Here is a 21,119-nt window from a genome sequence, read left to right on the forward strand (position 1 = left end):
TCTAGCGCCGCAGTCCCTGCTCGATCGCCTCGATGATGCGCGGCCGCAGCTGCGCCACGCTGACGATCGCGTCGACCGAACCGACATCGACCGCGCGCTGGATGCTGTGCACCCGGTCGAATTCCGCGGCGACCTCACCGAGTTTCTCCGCCCGCACGTTCGCCTGCACCTCGGCCAGCTGCGAGTTGAGCGTGGCCCGTTCGGCGCCGCCCGCCGCACCGATCCGCGCCTGCAGTTCGGTGACCCGCGGGTCGTTCGCGATGCGCTTGTTGACCTCGCCGGAGAACACCACGGCCGCCGCGGGGGCACCGCCGAGCACCGAGGCGAACGAGCCCTCCAGCGCGAGCACCGTCATGTTCGGGTTCAGCGCTTTGGAGAACACCACGAAGGCGCCGCCGTGATAACGGGAGATCACGCAGAACACGATCGGCCCGGAGAAGTTCACGATCGCGCGGCCGATCTCGGCGCCGTACTCCAGCTGCAGTTTGCGCATCGACTCGGGGGAACCGTCGAAACCGGACAGGTTCGCCAGCACCACGAGCGGCCGGTTGCCCGAGGCCCCGTTGATCGCGCGCGCCGCCTTCTTGGAGGACCGCGGGAACAGGGTGCCCGCGGTGTAGGTGTCCGGACCGTCGGTCGGCGGGAACCCGCGCCGGGGCACCGCGCGGGATTCGATCCCGAGCAGGCACACCGGCCGCCCGCCGAGGTGCACATCCTGCACGGCCGCGGTGTCCGCGTCCGCCATGCCCGCCCAGCGTTCCAGCACCGGGTGGTCCTGGTCGGAAAGCGCGCGCATCACGGTGCGGATGTCGAACGGCTTCTTGCGGTCCGGATTGTGCTCGGCGGAGAAGATCTGGCCCACCGAGGTGAACTCGCTGCCCACGACCGCGTGCGGGTAATCGGACACATCCCGGTCCACCGGATCCGTGCTGCCCGCGCGGCGCGGCCCGTCCTCCCCGGGACAGACATACGTGTGGTCGTAGTGGCTCAGCAGCACGTCCCGCGCGGCGGCGAGGTTCGGCGCCCAGTACTGCGCCTGCCCGTTCGGGCCCATCACCCGGTCGTAGCCGCCGATGCCGAAGTTGTCCTCGGCCGAGACCCCACCGGAGAAGTCCAGCGATTCCTTACCGGTGAGCACCATCGCCGAATCCGGGGTCATCACCAGGATTCCCTTGGTGTGCATGAGCATCGTGGCCTCGGCGTTCCAGTACGGCTGGGCGCCCACGTTGATGCCGGCGACCACGATGTTGATCTCGCCGCCGGACTGGGTGAACTCCACGATCCGCTTGAGCGCGGCGGCGACCCAGTCCATGTTCTCGGTGCCCGAGGACATGGAGATCCGGGCCCCCGCGGAGAGCGCGTACCACTCCAGCGGCAGCTGCAACCGCTCGGCGAGATCGAGCGCGGCGATGACCCGGGAGCACTCGGGTTCGGAGAGCGCGCCGAGTGACTTGGTGGGATCGCCGAGCAGGATCACCCGCCGCACCCCTTCGGGATGGCGTTCGGTCGCCGTGGACACGATCCCGGCGACGATCGCGGCCGAGTTCCGCCCGCGCGGCCGGTCGACCGGGACCAGCGCGCCGTTCTCGTCCAGGTCGTGCTCGGTGAACTCGCCGAGCAGCCCGGTGAGCTCGTAGGGGTAGACGGTGTTGCGGCTGCTGGCGCGCAGCACCTTCTGCCGGTAGTCGTCCAGCGGTTCGACCGGATCGTTCGAGGGCGCACCGACATCGAGTTCGGCGCGGCCGGTCGCGTCGAACCGCACGCGCACCGCGATCTTGGTCAGCTCCCCGGTTCCGGCGTCCCGCTGCCGCGCGATGAACAGGATCTCCTCGAGCCCGGCGCCCGCGGTCGTGGGCAGCACGCGTTCGGTGATCCGCTCCAGTTCCGCCCGGGTGATATCGCTCGGCGGCCACACGTAGACCACGATCCGGTTGGTGTTGAAGCGTTTCTTCGGGTCGCCCCGCCGGGACTGCGCGCGGCGGATCGAGTCCAGGCAGGCGTCGATGGTGTCCTCGGCGGTGGGCAGTGCGATCAGCCTGCCGTCCTGCTCGCGCAGTTCGGTCAGATCCCGCACCTGGGCGAAGGCGACCAGCCGGTCATCGGCCGGGTTCTCTCGCGCCACGCACTGGAACAGGTACACCTCCTCGTCCGAGGAGGGCAGCCGGGTGAGATCGAACTTGCTCAGCCGCTCCAGCTGCATCCGCTGCGCGATGTACGGGTGCAGCCCTCGGATCAGCCGCTCCTCGCTCATCCCGGTGGTGGACGGGCGGAAGGTGAAGTGGTGGTGCATCACCGCTCCGCCGCTGCCCGCGACCGTGGTGGTGAGCCTGCGGACCCGGTCCGGAAGCGGATGCGCGCCGATGACCTCGTGCAGTGCGGCGACCGCGGCATCCGAATCCTGCGGCTGGTTCTCCCAGGACAGGTAGATGTCCGCGTCGATGGCCGCACCGGTCCCGGCCAGCTCCGCGAGCCCGCGCAGCGCGTCCCCGAGCCCGTCGAAGCTCACCGCGGAGGAAACCACCCGCGCGCCCGGGTACTCGGCGGCCACGAAGGTTGCCCCGGCGTTCTGGCTGACCTGGAGGTTCGTGAGCCCCTTGTTGCCGTAGTAGCGCCGGGTCAGCACCTCCAGCATGACCGTGTTGTCCAAGTGGGCGGCGTCCCTGCGCACCAGGCGCTGGCCGAGCAGCCGCACGAGCGGTTCGGTGCTGCGCACCATCTCGGCGATGCGCTCGGCGCGATCGGGTGCCTCCGGGTTCGCGTCCAGGTGGCGCAGGTGCCTGCGGACATCGGCGTAGACCCGGGCCCGGATGCGGCGCAGCAGCGGCTGGCCGAACCAGGCGAACACCAGGCCGCGCGCGAGATCGGAGACCGCGGGGAACCGGGCCTGGGTGGCCGAGACCAGTCGTTCGAGCGCCAGGCCAGCCGGTTCGCGCAGCGACTCGTCCGGCGGCGGCTCCTGCAGCCAGGCGCGCAGCAGGGCGGCGACCGCGCCCGCGTCCGCCGTGGAGCGCTGCTGGGTGAGGAAGATCCGGAACACCGCGGCCTCGAGCTCGGGGGTGTGCTCGAGCTCAGTGACCCCGTACCGGCTCAGTGCCTTGGCCAGCTTCGCCTGGAACGCCTCCGGCAGTCCGGCCCGTTCCACATCCAGGCTCTGCAGATAGGTGTGGAAGTTCTCCCGCGCGCTGTGCACATGGCTTTCCGCGCCGTCCTCCCCGCTCGGCCGGTTGCGGCTCAGCTCGGCGAGATCGGCGAACACGTCGATGAGCCCGAGTTCCTCGGCGAGCGGGCGCCTGCCCTCGGCGATGGCCGTCTTGCGCGCGTCCAGGTAATCGTCGAGCACCCGGCGCTCATCGTGCGGGTCCAGGTCGAAACCGAGCAGCAGGCTGCGCAGGTCCTGCAGGCCGCGCTGCACGCGCTGTTCGGTGGACACCGTCGCCGGTTCGGCGGGCAGGTCGATCTCGGCCTCGGCGGCGTCTCCGGAATCCTGCTCGTCCTCGTTCTCGGCGAGCGGTTCCAGGCGCAGCAGCGGGGCGCCCGTCTCGATCTGGCTGCCGACCGAGACCGGGAGTTCGGAGACCTTGGCGTGGAACGGCGCGCGCAGCACCGTTTCCATCTTCATGCTCTCCAGCACCAGCACCGGTGCCCCGGCCTCGACCTCATCGCCGACCGCGAGCGGGGTGGCGACCACGAGCGCGGGAGCGGGCGAGCGGACCACGCCGCCCTCATCGCGGCTGACCCGGTGCGTGACCCCGTCCACCTCGACCAGGTGGATCGGCCCGTGCGTGCCGGTGACCAGCCGGAACTGGTGACCGTTGACCGTGATCTGGCCGCTGTGCGCGTCGAAGCGCTCCAGCTCGGCATCGGCGTGGTGCACCTGCCCACCGGCGGAGATGCCGATCCGGAATCGCTTCTGACCGACCCGGACCACGGTCACCCGGTAACCGACGCCGCGGAGCTTGAAGTCCAGCGGGCGGCCGCTTTCCCTGCGCACCTGCGGGCGCCCGCCGAACGCGGTGGACAGCAGCTGCTGGCGGGCAACGGTCTCCTCGTCGAGGTAGGCCTCGATGGCGGCCGCGGTCAGCGCGATCGCCGAATGCCGCTGACTGACCAGGCGGCCCTCGGCGCGCACCCGGTCGATCCAGCCGGTGTCCGCGCTGGCGTCGATCACCTCCGGTGCGTCGAGCAGGTCGAGCACGAAGCTCTTGTTGGTGGCGCCGCCGTCGATGATCACCGTGGTCTCGGCCATCGCGCGGCGCAGCCTGGCCAGTGCCTCGTCCCGGTCCCGGCCGAAGGCGATGATCTTCGCGATCATCGAGTCGAAGTCGGCGGGAATGGTGTCGCCCTCGGAAACCCCGGTGTCCACCCGGATCCCCGGGCCCGCGGGCAGCGTCAGCTTCGCGATCCGGCCGGGGGCGGGCGCGAAGTCCCGGTCCGGGTCCTCGGCATTGAGCCGCGCCTCGATCGCGTGCCCGTTCTCGGGCGGATGCGGACCGGAGAGCTTGCCCCCGGAGGCCACGTGCAGCTGCAGCTTGACCAGATCGGTGCTCGTGGTGAGCTCGGTGATCGGGTGCTCGACCTGCAGGCGGGTGTTCACCTCGAGGAAGGCGAACAGCTTCTCCCCGGGGTGGTACAGGAACTCCACGGTGGCCGCGCCCCGGTACCCGACCGCGACGGCGAGCCGCTCGGCCGAGGACTTCAGCTCGGCGGTCTGTTCCTCGCCGAGCACCGGGGAGGCGGACTCCTCGATGATCTTCTGGTTGCGCCGCTGCACCGAGCAGTCCCGCACGCCGAGCGCCATGGCGGTGCCCTGACCGTCCGCGATGACCTGGACCTCCACGTGCCGGGCCCCGGTGACCAGCCGTTCGAGGAACACCACCCCGGAACCGAAGGCGCGCAGCGCTTCGGAGCTGGTGCGCTCATAGGCATCGGCGAGGTCCTCGGCACTGGTGACCTTGCGGATCCCGCGCCCGCCGCCGCCCGCGCTCGCCTTGAGCATCAGCGGGTAGCCGATCCGGTCCCCGGCCTGCACCGCCTCCTCCAGGCTGGCGACCTCACCGCGGCTCCACGGGGCGACCGGGACACCGACCTCCTCGGCGATCAGCTTGGCGCCGATCTTGTCGCCGAGTTTGCGCATCGCCTCGGCGCTCGGCCCGATGAACGTGACCCCGATTTCCTCGCAGACATCGGCGAAGGCCGGGTCCTCGGCGACGAAACCCCAGCCGACCCAGGCCGCGTCCGCCCCGGTGTCCACCAGCGCTTGCTTGAGTACCGCGTGGTCGAGGTACGGCCGCGCCGAAGCCGGGCCGAGCGAGTAGGCCAGATCCGCCTCCCGCACGAAGGTCGCCGAACGGTCCGCGTCGGTGTAGAGCGCGACCGTCTCGATCCGCGTCCCGGTTTCCGCACGGAGATCCCGGACGGCGTGGATGAGCCGCATCGCGGCTTCCCCACGGTTGACGATTGCGACACGCTTGAACACCGGCTGATCCTCCCGAAACGACACACGTAGCAGGCGAGGTCCGGGTCTCGGATCCTCGCCTGTACCTCGATCCCAAGCCTGCCCCGTTACCGGGCGGTACACCATGTCCGGCTCGACGCATGCCGAGGCCGTGCCGTTGTGGGAACCCGCCAAAAAGACGGTCCAGGCCACATCGCGGGAAGGTCTACCACAGTGCCCGGACTCGAACGCGTCCGCCCTGAGGATTTGTCGGGGGCGGCCAGTGTTCCCGGAATCACGCGGCGAGCAGCCGTTGGAGCCGGTTGCTGCCGGGGATGTGCCCGGATTCGTGCCAGAAGGTGCTCGCCCGATCGCGAGCGGTGGCCGCGGCGCCGGGTTCACCGAGCTTGGTGAGCGCGGCGGCGAGGGTGCCGTCCGCCTCGGCGCACAGCACGCGGTAGCCGTGTTCCCCGGCCCATTCCGCCGCCTGCCCGGCGAGGTCCGCCGCGCTGCCGGGTTCGGCCGTGGCCAGTGCCGTCTCCGCGAGCCAGAGTCGTGCGCTCGCACCGAGGTAGCCGAATCCGGCGGCATCGCTGATCCGGCGCGCCTGACGCAGTCGCGATTCGGCGAGGGCGAACCTGCCGAGACCGGTTTCCGCCCTGCCGAGTGCGATGAGTGCCGTGGCGTGCATGAGTCTGTCGTCCTCCGCGGCGGCGAGTTCCCAGGCGCGTTCCGCTTCGGCGCGGGCCGGTTCGAACGCACCGGTCTCGGTGTGGATCCTGCTGAGCGTGAGCAGGACGTGCACGCCACCGAGCTTGGCGCCGAGCCCGGCGAGCAGTTCGCCCGCCAGTTGGACGTGTTCGACCGCCCGGCCGGACTCGCCGAGCGCGTGCAGCGCGAGGCCGAGCTCGTTGTGATTCGCCGCTTCCCAGAAGACGAGCCGGTGTTCGGCGGCTATCTCCAGTCCCGTGCGGTGGCTTCGCTCGGCTTCGTGCAGCCTGCCGAGGTTGTGGTACAGCGAACCGAGCGAACTCAGTGCCGCGCTGTGCCCGGCCGGATTGCTCACCTCGCGGTTCAGCTCCACCGCGCCGACGGTGTGCTCGACCGCCTCGATGAGCCTGCCGGTCCATTCGAGCGCGTTGCCGAGGTTGATCTGTGCGGCAGCCTCGCATTCCCGCCAGCGCTGCGCGCGTCCGGCGGTGACGGCCGCGCGCAGGTGGTGGATGCCGTGTTCGTGCTCCCCGGACCGGAAATACGCCTCGCCGAACCGCAGCCGCAGGAACGCGGCGACCGAGTGCGCCCCGCTGCGCTGTGCCCGTTCCAGGATGGCGGGAGCGGCCCCGAGCCACTGCGCCTGATGACCGTTCGTGGAGACGTAACCGCTGATCACCTCGGCGAGATTCCACGCGATCTCGTACGGACCCGTCGTGGCGACGGCGATGAGGTTGCCGAGCTCGGTGCTCAGCCACGCCCGCGCGGCCGTACTGTCCACAAAGGACATCGCGTACTCGCTCGCCTTCGGGCTGTCGACCGGCAGCCGGACCGCGCCCGCGCGGTCCACCGGCCACGCCGCTTCGGCGGTCGTCAGATAGAACCGGCCGAGCCGCTCGCGCGCCCGGGCCCGCCCGAGCTCGTCCTCCTCGGTGTGCGCCCGGCAGGCAGCATAGGAGCGGACGAGGTCGTGCATGCGGTACCGGCCCCTGCTGTGGGATTCGAGCAGGTGCGCCGCGGCGAGCCGGTCGAGCAGGCGATTCGCCTCGGCCACCGGGATCCCGGCGAGCGCGGCGGTCGCTTCCGGAGTGCAGTCCTCGCCGGGGATCAGGCCGAGCAGCCGGAATAGCCGCCGGGACGACGGTTCGAGCGCGAGATACGAGAGCGCGAACGTGGCCGCCACCGGACTTTCCTCGGCGCCGTCCAGTACGAGACCGCCGATCGGGTCCGTTGTGGACAGTTCGGCCGCGACATCCCCGAGTGTGCCGCGCGGTTGTGCGAGTGCCTTGGCCGCCGCGATTCGCATCGCGAGCGGGAGACCGTCGCAGAGCCGGGTGAGTTCGCGCGCCGCGTCCGGTTCCTCGGCCACCGCTTCGGCGCCGAGTACTCGGCGCAACAGTCCGTGTGACTCCACTTCGGACAGTGGGCCGAGCGCGATGGTGCGGGCCCCGGCGCGGGCCACCAGTTCACCGAGGCGGTTGCGGCTGGTCACCACGGCGGCCCCGGAAGGCGGAAGCAGCGGGAGTACCTGGGCGGTGTCGCGCGCATTGTCGAGCAGCACGAACATTTCGCGGTCCGCGATGGTGGAGCGGTACAGCCGGACCTGATCGTCGAGGTTCGCGGGAATCGCTCGCGGATCGACCCCGAGTCCCCGCAGCAGCTGCGCCATCGCCACGACCGGGGTGAGCGGTTCGTGTTCGGCGTCGTAGCCGCGCAGGTCGAGATAGAGCTGCCCATCCGGAAACCTGCCGCGCACCGAATGCGCCCAGTGCACGGCGAGCGCGGTCTTGCCGATCCCGCCGGTCCCGCTGAGCACCCACAGTCCGGTGCCGTCCTCGGCGAGCTGGGCATCCAGGACGGCGAGTTGTTCGGTCCGCCCGGTGAACCCGCGCACCCGCGCGGGCAGTTCGGCGGGGCGGATGGGATGGATCGGCGGGGTGCCCGGGTTCTCCGGTTCGCCGCCGAGGACACTCGCCTGTATCGCGCGCAGTTCCGCTCCGGGCTCGATGCCGAGTTCGGCGCGCAGGCGGTCGCGGGTCTCCCGGTACACGGCCAGTGCCGCGGTGGCTTGCCCGTTGCGCCACAGGGCCCGCATGAGCAGTCCGCGCAGCCGCTCCCGGAACGGATGACGACCGGTCGCCGTGCGTAGTTCGCCGAGTATCGCCGCGTGGTTCCCGGCGGCGAGCTCGGCCTCGAAACACTCCTCGAGGGCGACCAGCCGTCGCTGTTCGAGCGCGGGTAGTTCGGCACCGGAGAGGGTGTCGGTGGTACCGCCGAGTGCTTCGCCGTCCCACAGTGCCAGCGCCCTGCGCAGGCATTCGGCCGCCGCGGTGTGCTCGCCCGCCGCCTGATGGACCTTTGCCTGGTCCGCCAATCGGTCGAAGCGGTGCAGGTCGAGTTCCCCGGTCCGTACCGCGATGCGATACCCGGCCGGTTCCCTGCCGATCACCTCTTTGCCGAGGCTCTTGCGCAGTTCCGAGATGTACACCTGCAGCCTGCCGCGGATGCTCGGCGGCGGTTGCTCGCCCCAGACCAGGTCGAACAGCTGTGTTTCGGGTACGACCTGGTTCGCGCGCAACAGCAGCGCCGCGAGCACCGAGCGCTGTTTCGGTCCGCCGAGCCGAATCGGGCCCGCCGGGCCGTCCGCGCCGACGGGGCCGAGCAGCCGATAGCGCGGAGGTTCGGCGGCGAACATGGGACCTCGATTCGTGTTCCGGAACGACCCGGCCTTGGACGTGGCACCGCGCCGTGCGGTTCCGTCGAACCGAGGTCGTCAGGAATGCGAGGAAAGTCCCGATTTCTCAGGTATGGATACCGTTCGCGGATTCCTGGTCCGAACCTTGCGGATTCTTCGGCTCCGCGACGAGGTCCTTGTGCGAAGCTCGGTGTTCCACCCGTTCGGCGCCGGGGGATCGGGAGGAGAAATCGTCCGGATCGAACCGTTTGTCGGTCACCAGTGTGGGGCGGGGCGGACGCAGCGTCGCGTCGTTGGCGAGAATGTTCTGCTCGGTGATCCTGAAAGCCCGGGCGATGCGGTCCATTTCCGCGGTGGTCTTGTTGTGGAGATCGTCGAGAGCTTCGGCGAACGACTCCAGCACCTCGTGTTTTCCCTTGACGCCGCGCCATTGCAGAGCCGTGCTCAGCTCCACGGAGAACAGGGTGACCGCGGCGCTCACGGCGGAATTCGTCGGGGTCAGTATCGCGGTGACGATCTGCAGCTTGGTGGACTGCTCGGTGAGCTCGGCTTTGTCCAGCCCGGTCGCGGCCGTGTCCATGGCGGTGTGAAAGTCCTGCTTCATCGCCTTGAGCAGCTTGTTGTAGTTTTCCAGGATCGTCTGCTGATCGGTCAGCAGTAGTTCCATCAGGTGGACCGCATCGCGCATCGTTTCCAGATAGCGCCGGAATCCCGTCGCCGCGTCACCCTGCCAGGCGGCGAGGGTCTCGACCGTATCGTCCAGCCCGCTTTCCCGATGCCTGGCGACCGCGAGCCTGGCCCGGTGCACGAACTCCGCCATGGTCGCGCTGGCCTCGAAGTCCTCGGGTACCGCGAACCGCATGATCGACCGGTGCAGCCGGTCGGGCAGGGAAAGCTGGCCGACCGGGACCAGCTCGGAAGTGACCACTTCGTGCGCGGTTCTGCGCCACTCATCGGCCCAGGCCTCGACTTCTGCCGGCCAGGAGGCGCCGATCGGAACGAGTACGCCCATGATTGTCTACCTCCGCGTCATCGCTGGTGCTTGTGCAGTGCTTCGGCCGAATCGCGTTCGGCGGCGGCATACCGCTTGGCGACCTCCAGGATCGCCTCCCTGCCGAGGTCGAGGTTCTCGTGATCGTCGTGCAGCAGCTTGATCAGCGCCTCCGTGGTGAGCTGCCATCCGGTCATGGCGCGGGCACACAGGTCCGGGTTGTGCGAACGGAACGCCGCGTTCTCCTCCTCGGTGGCCTTGATCAGCTGCCGTCGCGCTTCCTCCAGGTCGTCGAGCGCCTTGGGCAGGTCGCTCTTGCCCGCATGGCGCAGATCCTCGACGTCGGCGTGGAATCCGTTGCTCATCTCACCACTCCCTGCGCAGTACGGTCAGGGGCAGCGCATCCAGGTCCGCCGGTTCGGGCTCGGGTTCCGCGTACGGTGCGAATTCCTGCCGCCAGGCGAACCGGTCCTGCAGATAGGTGTTGCCGCCGAACGGGCGCAGCAGTTCGGCGGCCTGCTGTGCCGCGGTGCGCTGTGCCTCGGCGTAGGTCCGCAGTACCGCCTCGGCGATCCGGTCCGGTGTCATTTTCCTGACCTGTTCGCCGAGCCGCAGCTCGGTCAGCACCCCGTCGACGTTCACCGCGAGGTGCACCGCGCCGTCCGGGGAATCGCCCTCGACCGAGATCGCGGGCAGCTCCTTGCTCAGTACGTCCTTGGTGGCCTGCGCGTTCTCACGGACCTGTGCGAGCTTCTGCCACGCGGCATCCATCCGCGCGGCCTCGTCGTCTGTCATCGCCGTCCTCCTGGTCGCCCCTTACCCGGCCAGTCTCGGCCGCGGGACTTCCGAACGGCTTCGCACGCGCTTCCCGGGGAGTATCAGCCCGTTCGGGCCGCCGCTGTGCAGCTCTGCGTGCCGTGGCACTGACGCAGCGCGGTCAGCTGCCGGTGCAGCCGATCTCGGGTCTCGGCGGGCAGTGCGTCGTAGGTGTTGTGCAACTGGCCGGGATCGCGCCGGCGGTCGTAGTACTCCTTGGCGCCGTTGTCGTATTCGGTGTAGGTGAACGCTGCGGTGCGCATGGCGGCGTAACTCGGCGGATTGCCGCTGCCCTTGGCCGGATAGTCGGGATCCTTCGGGTCGGTGTCCGGTCCGTGGTGCTCGACGAGTGCGGTGTCCGGCTGGCCGGGCGGATTCTGCCCGTGCAGCAGCGGGACGAGGCTGCGGCCGTCCGCATCCGGTGCGGGAGTCGCGCCGCCGAGGGATTCGAAGGTGGGGGCGAGGTCGATATTGGAGGCGGTGGCGGGATTGCCGCGGCCCGCGGGTACTCCGGGACCGGTGACCACGAGCGGTACCCGCACATCGGTGTCGAACGCGGTCTGCTTGCCGGAGGCGAGCCGGTACTCGCCCATGTGGAAACCGTTGTCGGAACTGAACACGAAGTAGGTGTTCTTGTCCTGCCCGGTGGCCCGCAGGGTGTCCTGCAGTCTGCCGATCATCGCGTCCACGGCCTGCACCGACTGCGCCCGCTTGCGGAAGTCCTTGTCGATCTTCTGGATCCGTTGCTGGGGAAGGGGTTCCCGGTTCGCCAGCCAGGGTGGGGCATCGGCGGGCAGCTGGTCGAACGCGGGTCCGCGTGGTGCCCGCAGTCCGGGGAACTTGTCCTTGTCCCGTGGCGCCGGGGTGTACGGGCCGTGCGGGGCGAAGGTCGCGGTCTCCAGCATGAACGGCTGCCCGTCCTGTGCCGCGGACTTCGCGAAGGAGTTCGCCTTACGGGAGACCACATCGGTGAGGTAGTCCTTCGGTTTCTTCCCGTAGTGCACCAGCTTGCCGTTCTCGTTCATGGTGTAGCCGAACTCCGGATACCCGTTCCCGGCGACATCCCATTCGTCCCAGCCGGGCGGCACCGGAGGAGCCTCGCCGCTGGCCTTCTTCGGCACCGGGTACTCGTTCATGTACTTGCCCATCATCGCGGTCCGGTAGCCCTTGTCCTGCAGTGCCGTGGCGAAGGTCCGGTTCTCGTTGCCGCGCTGCCGGAACACGGGATAACCGCCGTCCGGCGCGGAATTCGTGAACACCCCGGTGTCGTGCGGGAACTTCCCGGTGAAGATCGAGGACCGGGAAGGGCAGCACAGCGAATCGGTCACCGAGTAGTTCGAGAACGACATGCCCTCTCGCTGCATCTGCTGCACGTGCGGCATATAGGGCAACAGGTTCATGGACAAGTCGTCGGTCAGCACGAAAACGATGTTCGGGGGCGCGGAACCGGTCTCGGCGGTGTTCGCGATCGGGGTTCCGGAGCACCCGGCGACCGCGAGCAGGACCGCGATCCCGCACAAGGCCACTGCGGTACGGATTCTGGACATCGGGCCGCATCCTCTCGGTGTGGGACGCCTCGCCGGATCGACGGTACCCGCGACTCCGGATAACCGTCAACAAATGAGACTGTCTCTGGGTACGACCTTCTTGTCGACTCCGTTAGCATGGCCAGGTGAACGAAGCAGTCGAGGAAATCCCGTCGAACACCGCGCCCGAACAGCTCGTCATGGTGCTGCGGCGGTATCGGGAGGCACTGCGCAGGGCACTCATCGCGGATGACTTCAGCCCCGTCCCGCCGGTGGCGAACTGGTTGCTCATCGCGCTGGCACGGCGATCGGGGACGGTCGGGGAACTCGCCCGCCGATTGGACACGACCAAGCAGGCGGTCAGCAGGCTCGCCGATCAGCTCGTGGGCCTCGGATACTGCCGCCGTCAGCGCGGCACGGCCAACCGCAGGCAGGTCACCCTCTCGGTCACCGAGGAGGGGCGCGCGGCAGCGGGGATCCTGGTCGGTGCCATCGACCGGCTCGACCGGGAACTGTTCGAGAACGTCAGCGAAACCGACCGGGACGCGTTCCACCGGGTGCTGGCCACGGTCACCGCTGCGGGTGCCCCGGAATAGCCGCGCGCGCCGTCGCCGGGGATGATCGCTGTCATGGCGACGGTATCGGTGGATTTCAGCGGCAGTCACGTGTTCGTTTCCGGCGGCACGAGCGGGATCAATCTCGGCATCGCGGAGGGGTTCGCCGCCGCGGGCGCCACGCTCACGGTGTCCAGCCGCTCCCCGGAACGGGTGGATGCGGCGGTGCAGCGGTTGCGCGGGCACGGCGGTGAAGTGTTCGGCCTGCCCGCGGATGTGCGCGATTACGAGGCCACCGCCGGGGTTCTGGAACAGGCCCATGCCCAGCACGGCCCGATCGACGTGCTGGTGTGCGGGGCCGCGGGGAACTTTCCCGCGCTGGCCACCCAGATGTCCGCGAACGCGTTCAAATCCGTGGTGGACATCGATCTGCAGGGCACCTATCACGTGTTGCGCGCGGCGCACCCGCTGCTGCGCACCCCGGGCGCCTCGGTGCTCGCGGTGTCCGCCCCGCAGGCCTTCCTGCCGATGCTCGCGCAGTCGCACGTGTGCGCCGCGAAGGCCGGAGTGGAGATGCTGGTGCGCACCCTCGCCCTGGAATGGGGCGGCGCGGGCATCCGGGTGAACGCGGTGGTGCCCGGCGCGATCGAGGACACCGGCGGCATGGACCGGCTGGCGCCCACCGAGCAGGCACAGGAGCTGGTGCGCGGTTCGGTGCCGATGGGCCGCCTCGGCGCGGGCGCGGACATCGCGAACGGCTGCCTGCTGCTGGCTTCCCCGCTCGCCGCCTACGTCACCGGTACCGTGCTCCCGGTGGACGGCGGCTGGTCGCTCGGCGGTGCCCAGTCCGCGCTGCACGAACTGGTCACCCGGGCTGCTTCCGGGGCTTGAGGAACACCGTCAGTGCGGCGCCGATCAGGTAGCAGGCGCCGAACACCCACATCACGCCCTCCACGCCGAGCGGGGTCAGGCACAGTCCGACGAGCGCCGGTCCGGCAGCGGTGCCCAGGCCGGCACCGAGGTTCAGCCCGGCCATCGCGGCACCGGTGCGTTTCGGCGCGAGCTTCGGCATGAGCGCGGACATCGGGGCGAATCCGGCGAGGCAGGCGCAGAACAGGCTGCCGATGATCAGCGAGAGCCAGAAGCTGTGCGTCGCGGTCGGCACGTAGTAGAAGGCGACCGTGGTGACCGCGCACCCCACACAACCCATCCAGCGCAGTACGGTGTTCACCCCGTACCGGTCGCTCCAGTACCCGGCGAGCAGATTGCAACCGAGGTTGACGAGGTACATCACCGCGTAGATGGTCAGCCAGTCGCCGAGCGGGAAGCCGAGGGAGTGCGTGAAGTAGACCGGGAGGAACACCGGGAAGCCGAACTGGGAGACCCCGTTGATCACCCGGACGATCCCGGCCACGGCGACCTTGGGTTCCTGCCAGAGCACCGAAACCCCTTGCACCAGGCCGCGGATCGGGTTCGTCTCGGGCCGGTCGACCGGGCGATCACCGCCGGGTGCGCGTACCGCGAACCCGATCGCCGCGCCGAGCACGATCACCACCAGCGCGGCCCACAGGGTGTGCTGCGGCCCGATCAGCGCGATGCTGGCCTTCGCGATCAGCGGGCTCAGCGTGGAGAACCCGGCGATATAGGCGAACCAGAACCAGCCGACCGCCATGCCCAGCTTCGCGGGCCGCGCGGTGCGCACCACCCACATCAGGAAACCGTAGGCGAACAGCGGATAACCGAATCCGCGCAGCCCATAACAGAGCAGCAGCAACACATCCGAGTGCTGGTCCACACCGAACACCACGAACAGCACGTGGAAGGCGACCCAGATTCCCGCGCCGACGAGCATGAGCCTGCGCGGGCCGAACACATCCGAGAGTGCGGCGGCCATCCAGGCCGCGATCCCCGCGGTGACACCGTAGATGGTGAACATCAGCGCGACCCGGTTGGCGCCGAAGCCCTGATCGGTGAGCATCGCCGAGAGGTAGCCCTGCTCGACGCCGTCGCCGATCATGAACAGGCCGAGCGCCAGATAACCGAGCGCCAGTGTCGGCGGGATTCCGACCCGGTCGAGGAAACCGTTCAGTTGACTGGTTTCCGGGCCGGTCGCCGCCCGTTCGCCGGTGTGCGACATTGCTCCACCTTCCTGTGTACTGCTGATGAGCCGGTGGCTCAGTCTCGGTATGCCGCCTCGTGGAAGGCGATCTCCGCGTCGAGGGTGTGACCGAACACGCCGAGCAGTTCGCGCTCGGTCTCCGGCAGGACCTCGAGCGCGTCGATCTCCGCGGCGAGGAAGCGCACCTGCCCGAGGAACGGTTCCCTGGTGTGCAGTGCGACCCAGTCGGCGATCGGGCCGCGCCGCGATGGCGTGCGCGCCGCGGTGGCGCACCACTGCCCGTACAGGGATTCCGCGGCGTACATGCCGGTGACGATGCCCGGATAGCCGTAGGTGTCGGCGATGTCCAGCACCACCTCGGTCAGCCCGCCCGCCTGCTCCTGCGCCGCCGCGCTCACCTCCGGCGCGCCACCGATATCGGCCAGCGCTTTGCTGAAGTAGTCGTACTGCTCGGTCACCAGGTTGTGCAGCGCGGTGCTGTGCCCGGAAAGGGCGTGCGCGTTCGGAGCCTCGCGGACCGCCGCACCGCACAGCCGGGCGGCGGTGTCCACGAATTCCCGTTCGAAGACCAGATAGCGGGCGAACACCGCGTCCGGGATCGTGTCCGCGGTGACCTCCTCGACGAACCGCATACCGAGCGCGGCCTGCCAGGTTCCGGAATTCTCCGCGCGCAACCGCGCGCTCATCGGGGTTCCGGTCATGGCAGCTGGTAACCCGCCTGCTCGGCCTGCTTGGTGAACTCGCGCACCTTGGCCCGGTCCACCCGGCCCCACCAGCGCTCGTTCTCCTTGAGCGCGGAGGCCACGATCGCGCCGTGGCACAGGGAGAGCAGCCGTTTGCCGTTGCCCTGGTTCATCCCGGAACCGATGATCACCGGCAGCTGCGAGGCCGCGCGGATCCCGGTGATCTCGCTCTCCGCGGCCTCGTCCCCGGTGCGCCCGCCGGTCGCGATGAGCACATCCGCGTCGAAGAACTCGTTGTCCTCGGTCTGCTCGGCGAGCGAGCGGTCCGCGATGATCGAGTGCGAGCCGTGCTTGACGTGCACATCGGCGAACACCTTCAGGTGCTCGGCGCGCAGCGTGGAGCGGTACCGGGTCGCCGTGGCCGAGGCGCCCTCGATGAAGCCCTCGTTCGCCACATAGGCGTTCACCCACTGGTTCACCCGCACGAAGGGCGCCTGCGCAGCCTGTGCCGCGGCGATCGAGCAGTGCGCCCCGTTCGCGAGCACGTTCACCCCCACCGGGAGACCGACCTGCTCGCGCACGTGGTCACCGATCACCGCGAGGTTCGCCGCGGTCTCGAACCCCTGGTGCTCCGGCTTGGGGAACGGCAGATCCCAGGCGTTCTCCACGATCAGCCCGTGCACCCCGCCGTCCCGGTAGGCCTCGGCCTCCTCGACGGCGAACCGGATCAGGTCCGCGACGGGTTCCCCGCGGTAGTGCGGGCTTCCGGGGAGGGCGCGGCAGTGCACGACCCCGATCACCACGCGGTCGGTGCCGAAGATCGTGTTCAGTGCCGATTCCTTGGGCGGGAAGACACCGAGTTCGTTGCTCATTTGTTCCTTTCGTTCTGCTCGGCCGTGCCGAGTTGGTTGGCGAATTCGAACCACTTCGAATACCCGCAGGAGACCAGCCGGGACCAGTGTTCGAATGCGGCTTCGGCGCTGGGGAACGACCAGATCTCCACCTGCGAGTAGTCGCCCTGCCCGCGGATGTGGAACCGGCCGGAGAACTGTGCGCCGTGCTGTACGGAAACCTGGCGCAGCCGCTCGAATTCCCGTTCGCAGCGCTCCCGTTCGGCGGTTTCCAGCTCGTACCACGTGGTGCGCGGGAGCAGATAGTGCAGCCAGACGTATTCGTTCATGCGTTCTCTCCGGTGATGGCTTTCTCGAGCGGGATCCGCTTGCCGAGGTAGTGGCGGGAGGTGGTGAACTTGAAGTCCGCGACCCGGTCGTGTTCGCGCATGGCCGCGTCGAGCATGTCCGCGCCCGGAATGCGCCAGACGCCGATGTGGTCCCATTCGCTTGCCACATCGAGCCGGTGCCGCCCGGCGATCGCGGCCCCGGCGCGCACATCGGAGGCGAAGGCGATATCGCATTCCAGATCGTATTCGCGGCGCTGTTCTTCGCTCGCCGCCTGCCAGGCCGCGTTCCACTTCCAGAGCGCGAAGAATCCCCACTCGTCCCGGGTTCCGCGCGAGGCCGGGCTGATCACCGGAAGGAATTCCCGCGGCCCGGTGAGCCATTCGGTGCGCAGCAGCCGTGCCCAGCCCGCCCGTTCGAGCGCGGCGATTCCCGCGTGTGCCGCCGATTGGCTCGGTGCCTCGAACATTCCGGCGAAGTCCACATCGTGGGTGAAACCCGTCGCGTACGCCGAGGGCTCGTTCGCCTCCGTATCGAGGATGTGATCGAGCGAGAGCAACCATCCCTTGTCCCGCAACCGATCCAGCTCGGCGAGCACGGCACTCGCATCACCGCCGCCGCGCCGCTTGGCCAAGAACACCACCGCGCACCGGCCGTCGTTCGCGGCCTGGAAGACCTCGGTCTCCCCGGTCAGCAGGCTCATGACAGTTCCTCCCTGCTCGCATAGGAACGGTGCCCGCCGAACACCGCGCAGCTGCGCGAGGCGGCCCGCACCGCGTAGTCGAGTGCGGCCTTGGGATCACCGGATTCGCCGTACAGCCCGATGAACGAGCCCGCGAGACAGTCGCCCGCTCCGGTGGTGTCCACGATCGGCGGCGCATCGGCGGGCGCCGGAACCGAGAACCGCTCGGTGCGGGTGCACCAGCGGGCGCCGCGCGCGCCGTCGGTGAACACCACCGCCCGCACACCCATGCCGAGCAGCACCTCCAGCGGATCCGGTCCGATCGCTTGCGCGGCACGGGTATTGCAGAACACCACCGCGGCACCGTCCAGCTGCGCGGCCAGTTCCGTGATGCCCGAAGGGAAGGTCGCCGGTTCCAGGTCGATGGACCACGGCACCCCGGATTCCGCGCAGCGGGCCAATAACACGCGCGCCGCCTCGGGTTCGTAGACCGCGGTGTGCACCCAGCCGACATCCTCGAGCGAGAGGTCCGCGCAGCGCCGTGCCGAGGGGTACATCCGCACCCCGGGGGCGAGCATGAGCTGCTTCTCCCCGTCGCCCGCGAGCGCGATGATCGCCCGGTTCGCCGGCCCGGTCAGGGTTTCCGGGCAGAACTCGATGCCGAGCTCGCGGCCCTGGGCGAGGCATTCCGCGCTCGCGGTGTCGGTGCCGATCGCGGTCACCAGGCGGGTGGGCTGCCCGGTACGGCGGCAGGCGACGGCGGCATTGGTGACCACGCCGCCGATGGAGTCGGCGAGCTCGGCCGCGACGACCTTCTCGTCCGCGGCAGGCAGATGGCCGACCCGGATCGTGGTATCGAAAACCGTGTCCCCGACGAAGAGTGCGGTCACGAACCCTCCTCGCTGGTGCTCGTCGGCTTCGCGACCGGCGGTGCTGTGTCCGATGGTGACCTCGCAAGCTCGGTCACGAATCCTCCTCGCTGGTGCTCGTCGGCTTCGCGACCGGCGGTGCTGTGTCCGATGGTGACCTCGCAAGCTCGGTCACGAGGCGGTCCTTCCTGAGCATCGCAGCGAGCGCCAGCGAGTGAGGAGCGGAGGGAAGGCCGCGTCGGGTAAGCAGGATCATGGGCGGGCGAGCTCGATCCGGAACCGGTACCGGTCGGCGCGATAGGTGATCACCGCGGACTCCACCGGTTCACCACTCGCGCTCACGCAGCGCCGCCGTGCGATCAGGATCGGCGCGCCCTTGGTCACGGCGAGCCGCCGGGCCAGGGACGGCGTGGCTACCCCGCCTTCGATGTATTCCTCGCCGGAACTGATCCGGGTACCGGTCTCGCGCTCGATCCATTGGTACAGCGAGGATTCGTCGAGGGTTTCCGGGGCCGGGGCGTTGCCGGTGGGTACCACCCGAGGGGAGAGCCAGGAGGCGCTGGAGGCGATCGGCTCCCCGTCCGCGAGCAGTACCCGGTCGATGTGCACGACCTGCTCGTCCTCGCTGAGCCCGAGCTCCTTGGCCACCTCGGCGGGCGCCGCGGCCACGCTGACCTCGGAGAGCCGGTATCCGGGGGTGAGTCCCCGGGCGCGCATATCGTCGGAGAACGAGGCCAGCAGGTTCAGCGGCTGCTCCACCTTGGGCGGCAGCACGATCGTGCCCTGCCCGGAGCGCCTGCTCACCAGCTGGTCGTGCTCCAGCTCGTTGAGCGCGCTGCGCGCGGTGGTCCTGCTGATGCCGAACCGCCTGGTGAGCAGGGTTTCCGAGGGCAGGGCGTCCCCGGGGGCGAACTCGCCGGCGGTGATGCAGGAGCGCAACCGCTCGGCGATCTGGTGCCACTTGGGCACCGGTCCGTCCACCAGGTCTTCGTCATGCCACGCCATGAATCGAACATACAAACGTCATGACGTTTGGTCAATGGGTCATCTATGGCTAGGCTGGTTCCGTGATCGTCTTCTGCGGCTACGCCAACAACGATGTGACGGTGTATCTGCCCGCGCTTCCCGGGGTCGGTGCGCGGGTGCAGGCGCGTGCGCTGCACCGCCGGGACGGTGGCATGGGCGCGAATGCCGCGTTCGCCGCCGCGCGGCTGGGTGCCGAGGCGCGGTTCGCCGGGGTGCTCGGCGCCGATCCGCTCAGCGCCGCCTTTCTCGAGGAGCTGGGCCGTGCCGGGGTGGACACCTCCTGGACCGCGCGGGACGGGGAGCTCACCACCGCGATCGTGCTCGTCGGCCCGGACGGGGACCGCTCGATCATCAGCCAGGACGATGCGATCACCGAGGCACATCTGCGGCAGGTGCTGGACCGGATGTCCGGTGGTGACCTGCTCTATCTGGACGGGTACCGATTCCCGTGGGCGGCCGCGCTGGTGCGCGCCGCACCGGATGTCCGTCTCGCCGTGGATCTGGACGGCTGCGAAGACGCCGATGCGGCCCGTTCCGCGCTGCTCGCCGCCGAACACGTGGTGCTGAGCGCGGAACAACTCGCCCTGCTGGGCACCGAACCGGGCACGGCCGCGGTGGACCATGGCACCACGGTGGTGGTCACCGAGGGCGCGCGGGGCTGGCGGCTCCACGCCCCGGATGGGCAGCAGTGGAGTGGTCCGGCGCTCGAGGTCGCGGTGCGGGACACCACGGGGGCCGGGGACTGTTTCACCGGCGGGTATCTCGCCGAACTCGAACGGGGTTCGCCCGCGCACGAGGCAGCGCGATTCGCCGCGGCCGCCGCGAGCCTTTCCTGCACCGCGGAGGGGGCGCGGGCCGGGGTGCCGGACCGGGCGAGCCTCGCGGAGGCCCTCAGCCGAACACGTCGATCCCGGTGAGCTCGGCGCTCAGTGTCCACAGCCGGTCCGCGAGCGCATGGTCGGCGAAGGTGCCGCGCACCGGGAGCTGCCGGGGGTTTCCGCGCAGCCCGAACCACCGCGGGGCCCACAGCTGCCCGCCGCGCACCCCTGGATCGAGGGTGGCGCGGACGGCGACCCGGGCGGCGGCCTGTTTGCCGTGCAGCAGAAGGGCCGCGGGCAGTCCGCGCAGCCGCTGCCCGGCCGTCGGTTCGTGCACCGGAGGCCGCGCGGGGGTGAGCGCATCGAGGGCACCGCCCGGATGGGTGACCGTGCTCAGTGTGGTGCTGCCCGCGGCGCGCAGCCTGCGGTCGAGTTCGAAGCCGAACAGCATCTGCGCCAGCTTCGACCGGGCGTAGGCGCGTTTGCTCTGGTAGTCGCGGGTGCTCTGCGGATCGGCCGGGTCGAACTTCGCGGAACCGGCGACCAGGCTCCCGGTGGTGACCACCCGGCCCGCCTCGGCCGCCTCCAGCAGCGGGGTGAGCAGGCCGACGAGTGCGAAATGCCCGAGGTGGTTGGTGGCGAACATCAGCTCGTTGCCTTCCCCGGTGACCTGCCGTTCCGGTTCGTCGAGCAGCACACCGGCATTGCAGACGATCGCGTCGAGCGCGGCGACCCCCAATGTGGTGATGCTCGCTTCGATCGAGGCGCGGTCCCCCAGGTCCAGCGGAACGTGGCGCAGGCGCGCCCCGGGAACCCGGGACCGGATGGTGCCCATCGCCGCCTCCGCCTTGGCGGTGTTCCGGCTGCCGAGCAGGACGGTCGCGCCGGTACTGGCCAGCTGTTCGGCGACGAAATAGCCGATCCCCGCATTGGCGCCGGTGACGAGGAAGTTCCGGTGTTCGGCGCGCGGCAGCCGGTGAACATCCCAGGATGTGGCTGACATGGCGGCAGCGTACC

At 69.7% G+C, this 21,119-nt stretch carries 17 protein-coding genes; 3 read left to right on the forward strand and 14 right to left on the reverse strand.

Annotated elements, in window-relative coordinates; translation table 11 throughout:
- Window position 1 precedes the first annotated feature (1 nt).
- The 6 genes from AD72_RS04310 to AD72_RS04335 all read right to left on the reverse strand — a co-directional run bounded on the left by AD72_RS04310 (window position 2) and on the right by AD72_RS04335 (window position 12,194).
- Complete coding sequence (locus AD72_RS04310) at window positions 2-5,476, reverse strand: ATP-binding protein (RefSeq protein WP_031465066.1); 5,475 nt, start codon at window positions 5,474-5,476, stop codon at window positions 2-4.
- 253 nt (window positions 5,477-5,729) lie between these two features.
- The gene (locus AD72_RS04315) at window positions 5,730-8,840 is read right to left on the reverse strand and encodes an AfsR/SARP family transcriptional regulator (protein ID WP_037344782.1); all 3,111 of its coding nucleotides are present in this window, start codon (window positions 8,838-8,840) and stop codon (window positions 5,730-5,732) included.
- 106 nt (window positions 8,841-8,946) lie between these two features.
- Window positions 8,947-9,852, reverse strand: a complete 906-nt coding sequence (locus AD72_RS04320; RefSeq protein ID WP_031465068.1) for a hypothetical protein — start codon at window positions 9,850-9,852, stop codon at window positions 8,947-8,949.
- A gap of 17 nt (window positions 9,853-9,869) precedes the next feature.
- Window positions 9,870-10,196, reverse strand: coding sequence for a hypothetical protein (locus AD72_RS04325; RefSeq protein WP_031465069.1), 327 nt, complete (start codon window positions 10,194-10,196; stop codon window positions 9,870-9,872).
- Window position 10,197: 1 nt separating this feature from the next.
- On the reverse strand, window positions 10,198-10,626 hold the full coding sequence (locus AD72_RS04330; protein ID WP_051897893.1) for a YbaB/EbfC family nucleoid-associated protein: 429 nt from the start codon (window positions 10,624-10,626) through the stop codon (window positions 10,198-10,200).
- Between the two features lie 83 nt (window positions 10,627-10,709).
- A complete protein-coding gene (locus AD72_RS04335; RefSeq protein ID WP_031465071.1) occupies window positions 10,710-12,194 on the reverse strand; it encodes a sulfatase family protein in 1,485 nt (494 codons plus the stop codon).
- 125 nt (window positions 12,195-12,319) lie between these two features.
- Between AD72_RS04335 and AD72_RS04340 the strand changes: the two genes are divergently transcribed.
- Both AD72_RS04340 and AD72_RS04345 read left to right on the forward strand, forming a co-directional pair.
- Entirely contained in the window at window positions 12,320-12,769 is a 450-nt protein-coding gene (locus AD72_RS04340) for a MarR family winged helix-turn-helix transcriptional regulator (RefSeq protein WP_051897896.1), read from the forward strand.
- 33 nt (window positions 12,770-12,802) lie between these two features.
- On the forward strand, window positions 12,803-13,618 hold the full coding sequence (locus tag AD72_RS04345; protein ID WP_031465073.1) for an SDR family oxidoreductase: 816 nt from the start codon (window positions 12,803-12,805) through the stop codon (window positions 13,616-13,618).
- On the opposite strand, the gene AD72_RS04350 is transcribed toward AD72_RS04345, so the two are convergent.
- From AD72_RS04350 to AD72_RS04380, 7 genes are all read right to left on the reverse strand, one after another.
- Window positions 13,593-14,864, reverse strand: coding sequence for an MFS transporter (locus tag AD72_RS04350; protein WP_037344785.1), 1,272 nt, complete (start codon window positions 14,862-14,864; stop codon window positions 13,593-13,595). The genes AD72_RS04345 and AD72_RS04350 overlap by 26 nt on opposite strands.
- Window positions 14,865-14,902: 38 nt before the next feature.
- Window positions 14,903-15,547, reverse strand: a complete 645-nt coding sequence (locus AD72_RS04355) for a TenA family protein (protein ID WP_031465075.1) — start codon at window positions 15,545-15,547, stop codon at window positions 14,903-14,905.
- Window positions 15,544-16,401 (reverse strand): BtpA/SgcQ family protein, encoded by an 858-nt coding sequence (locus AD72_RS04360; RefSeq protein ID WP_031465076.1) that lies wholly within the window; start codon window positions 16,399-16,401, stop codon window positions 15,544-15,546. The genes AD72_RS04355 and AD72_RS04360 overlap by 4 nt, the downstream gene beginning before the upstream one ends.
- Window positions 16,398-16,709: a hypothetical protein gene (locus AD72_RS04365; RefSeq protein WP_031465077.1), complete on the reverse strand. Its 312-nt coding sequence runs from the start codon at window positions 16,707-16,709 to the stop codon at window positions 16,398-16,400. The genes AD72_RS04360 and AD72_RS04365 overlap by 4 nt, the downstream gene beginning before the upstream one ends.
- Window positions 16,706-17,410 carry a hypothetical protein gene (locus AD72_RS04370; protein ID WP_031465078.1) on the reverse strand — a complete coding sequence of 235 codons (705 nt, stop codon included), beginning with the start codon at window positions 17,408-17,410 and terminating at the stop codon, window positions 16,706-16,708. Before AD72_RS04370 ends, AD72_RS04365 begins: the two co-directional genes overlap by 4 nt.
- A complete protein-coding gene (locus tag AD72_RS04375; RefSeq protein ID WP_031465079.1) occupies window positions 17,407-18,279 on the reverse strand; it encodes a carbohydrate kinase family protein in 873 nt (290 codons plus the stop codon). Before AD72_RS04375 ends, AD72_RS04370 begins: the two co-directional genes overlap by 4 nt.
- Before the next feature lie 231 nt (window positions 18,280-18,510).
- Window positions 18,511-19,263 carry a GntR family transcriptional regulator gene (locus AD72_RS04380; protein WP_031465080.1) on the reverse strand — a complete coding sequence of 251 codons (753 nt, stop codon included), beginning with the start codon at window positions 19,261-19,263 and terminating at the stop codon, window positions 18,511-18,513.
- 62 nt (window positions 19,264-19,325) lie between these two features.
- On the opposite strand from AD72_RS04380, the gene AD72_RS04385 reads away from it, so the two are divergent.
- Window positions 19,326-20,201 (forward strand): carbohydrate kinase family protein, encoded by an 876-nt coding sequence (locus AD72_RS04385; RefSeq protein WP_051897898.1) that lies wholly within the window; start codon window positions 19,326-19,328, stop codon window positions 20,199-20,201.
- On the opposite strand, the gene AD72_RS04390 is transcribed toward AD72_RS04385, so the two are convergent.
- A complete protein-coding gene (locus tag AD72_RS04390) occupies window positions 20,176-21,105 on the reverse strand; it encodes an SDR family NAD(P)-dependent oxidoreductase (protein ID WP_031465082.1) in 930 nt (309 codons plus the stop codon). The genes AD72_RS04385 and AD72_RS04390 overlap by 26 nt on opposite strands.
- Window positions 21,106-21,119: the final 14 nt, after the last annotated feature.

It is taken from the genome of Sciscionella sediminilitoris (assembly GCF_000737195.2).
Taxonomy (GTDB): domain Bacteria; phylum Actinomycetota; class Actinomycetes; order Mycobacteriales; family Pseudonocardiaceae; genus Sciscionella; species Sciscionella sediminilitoris.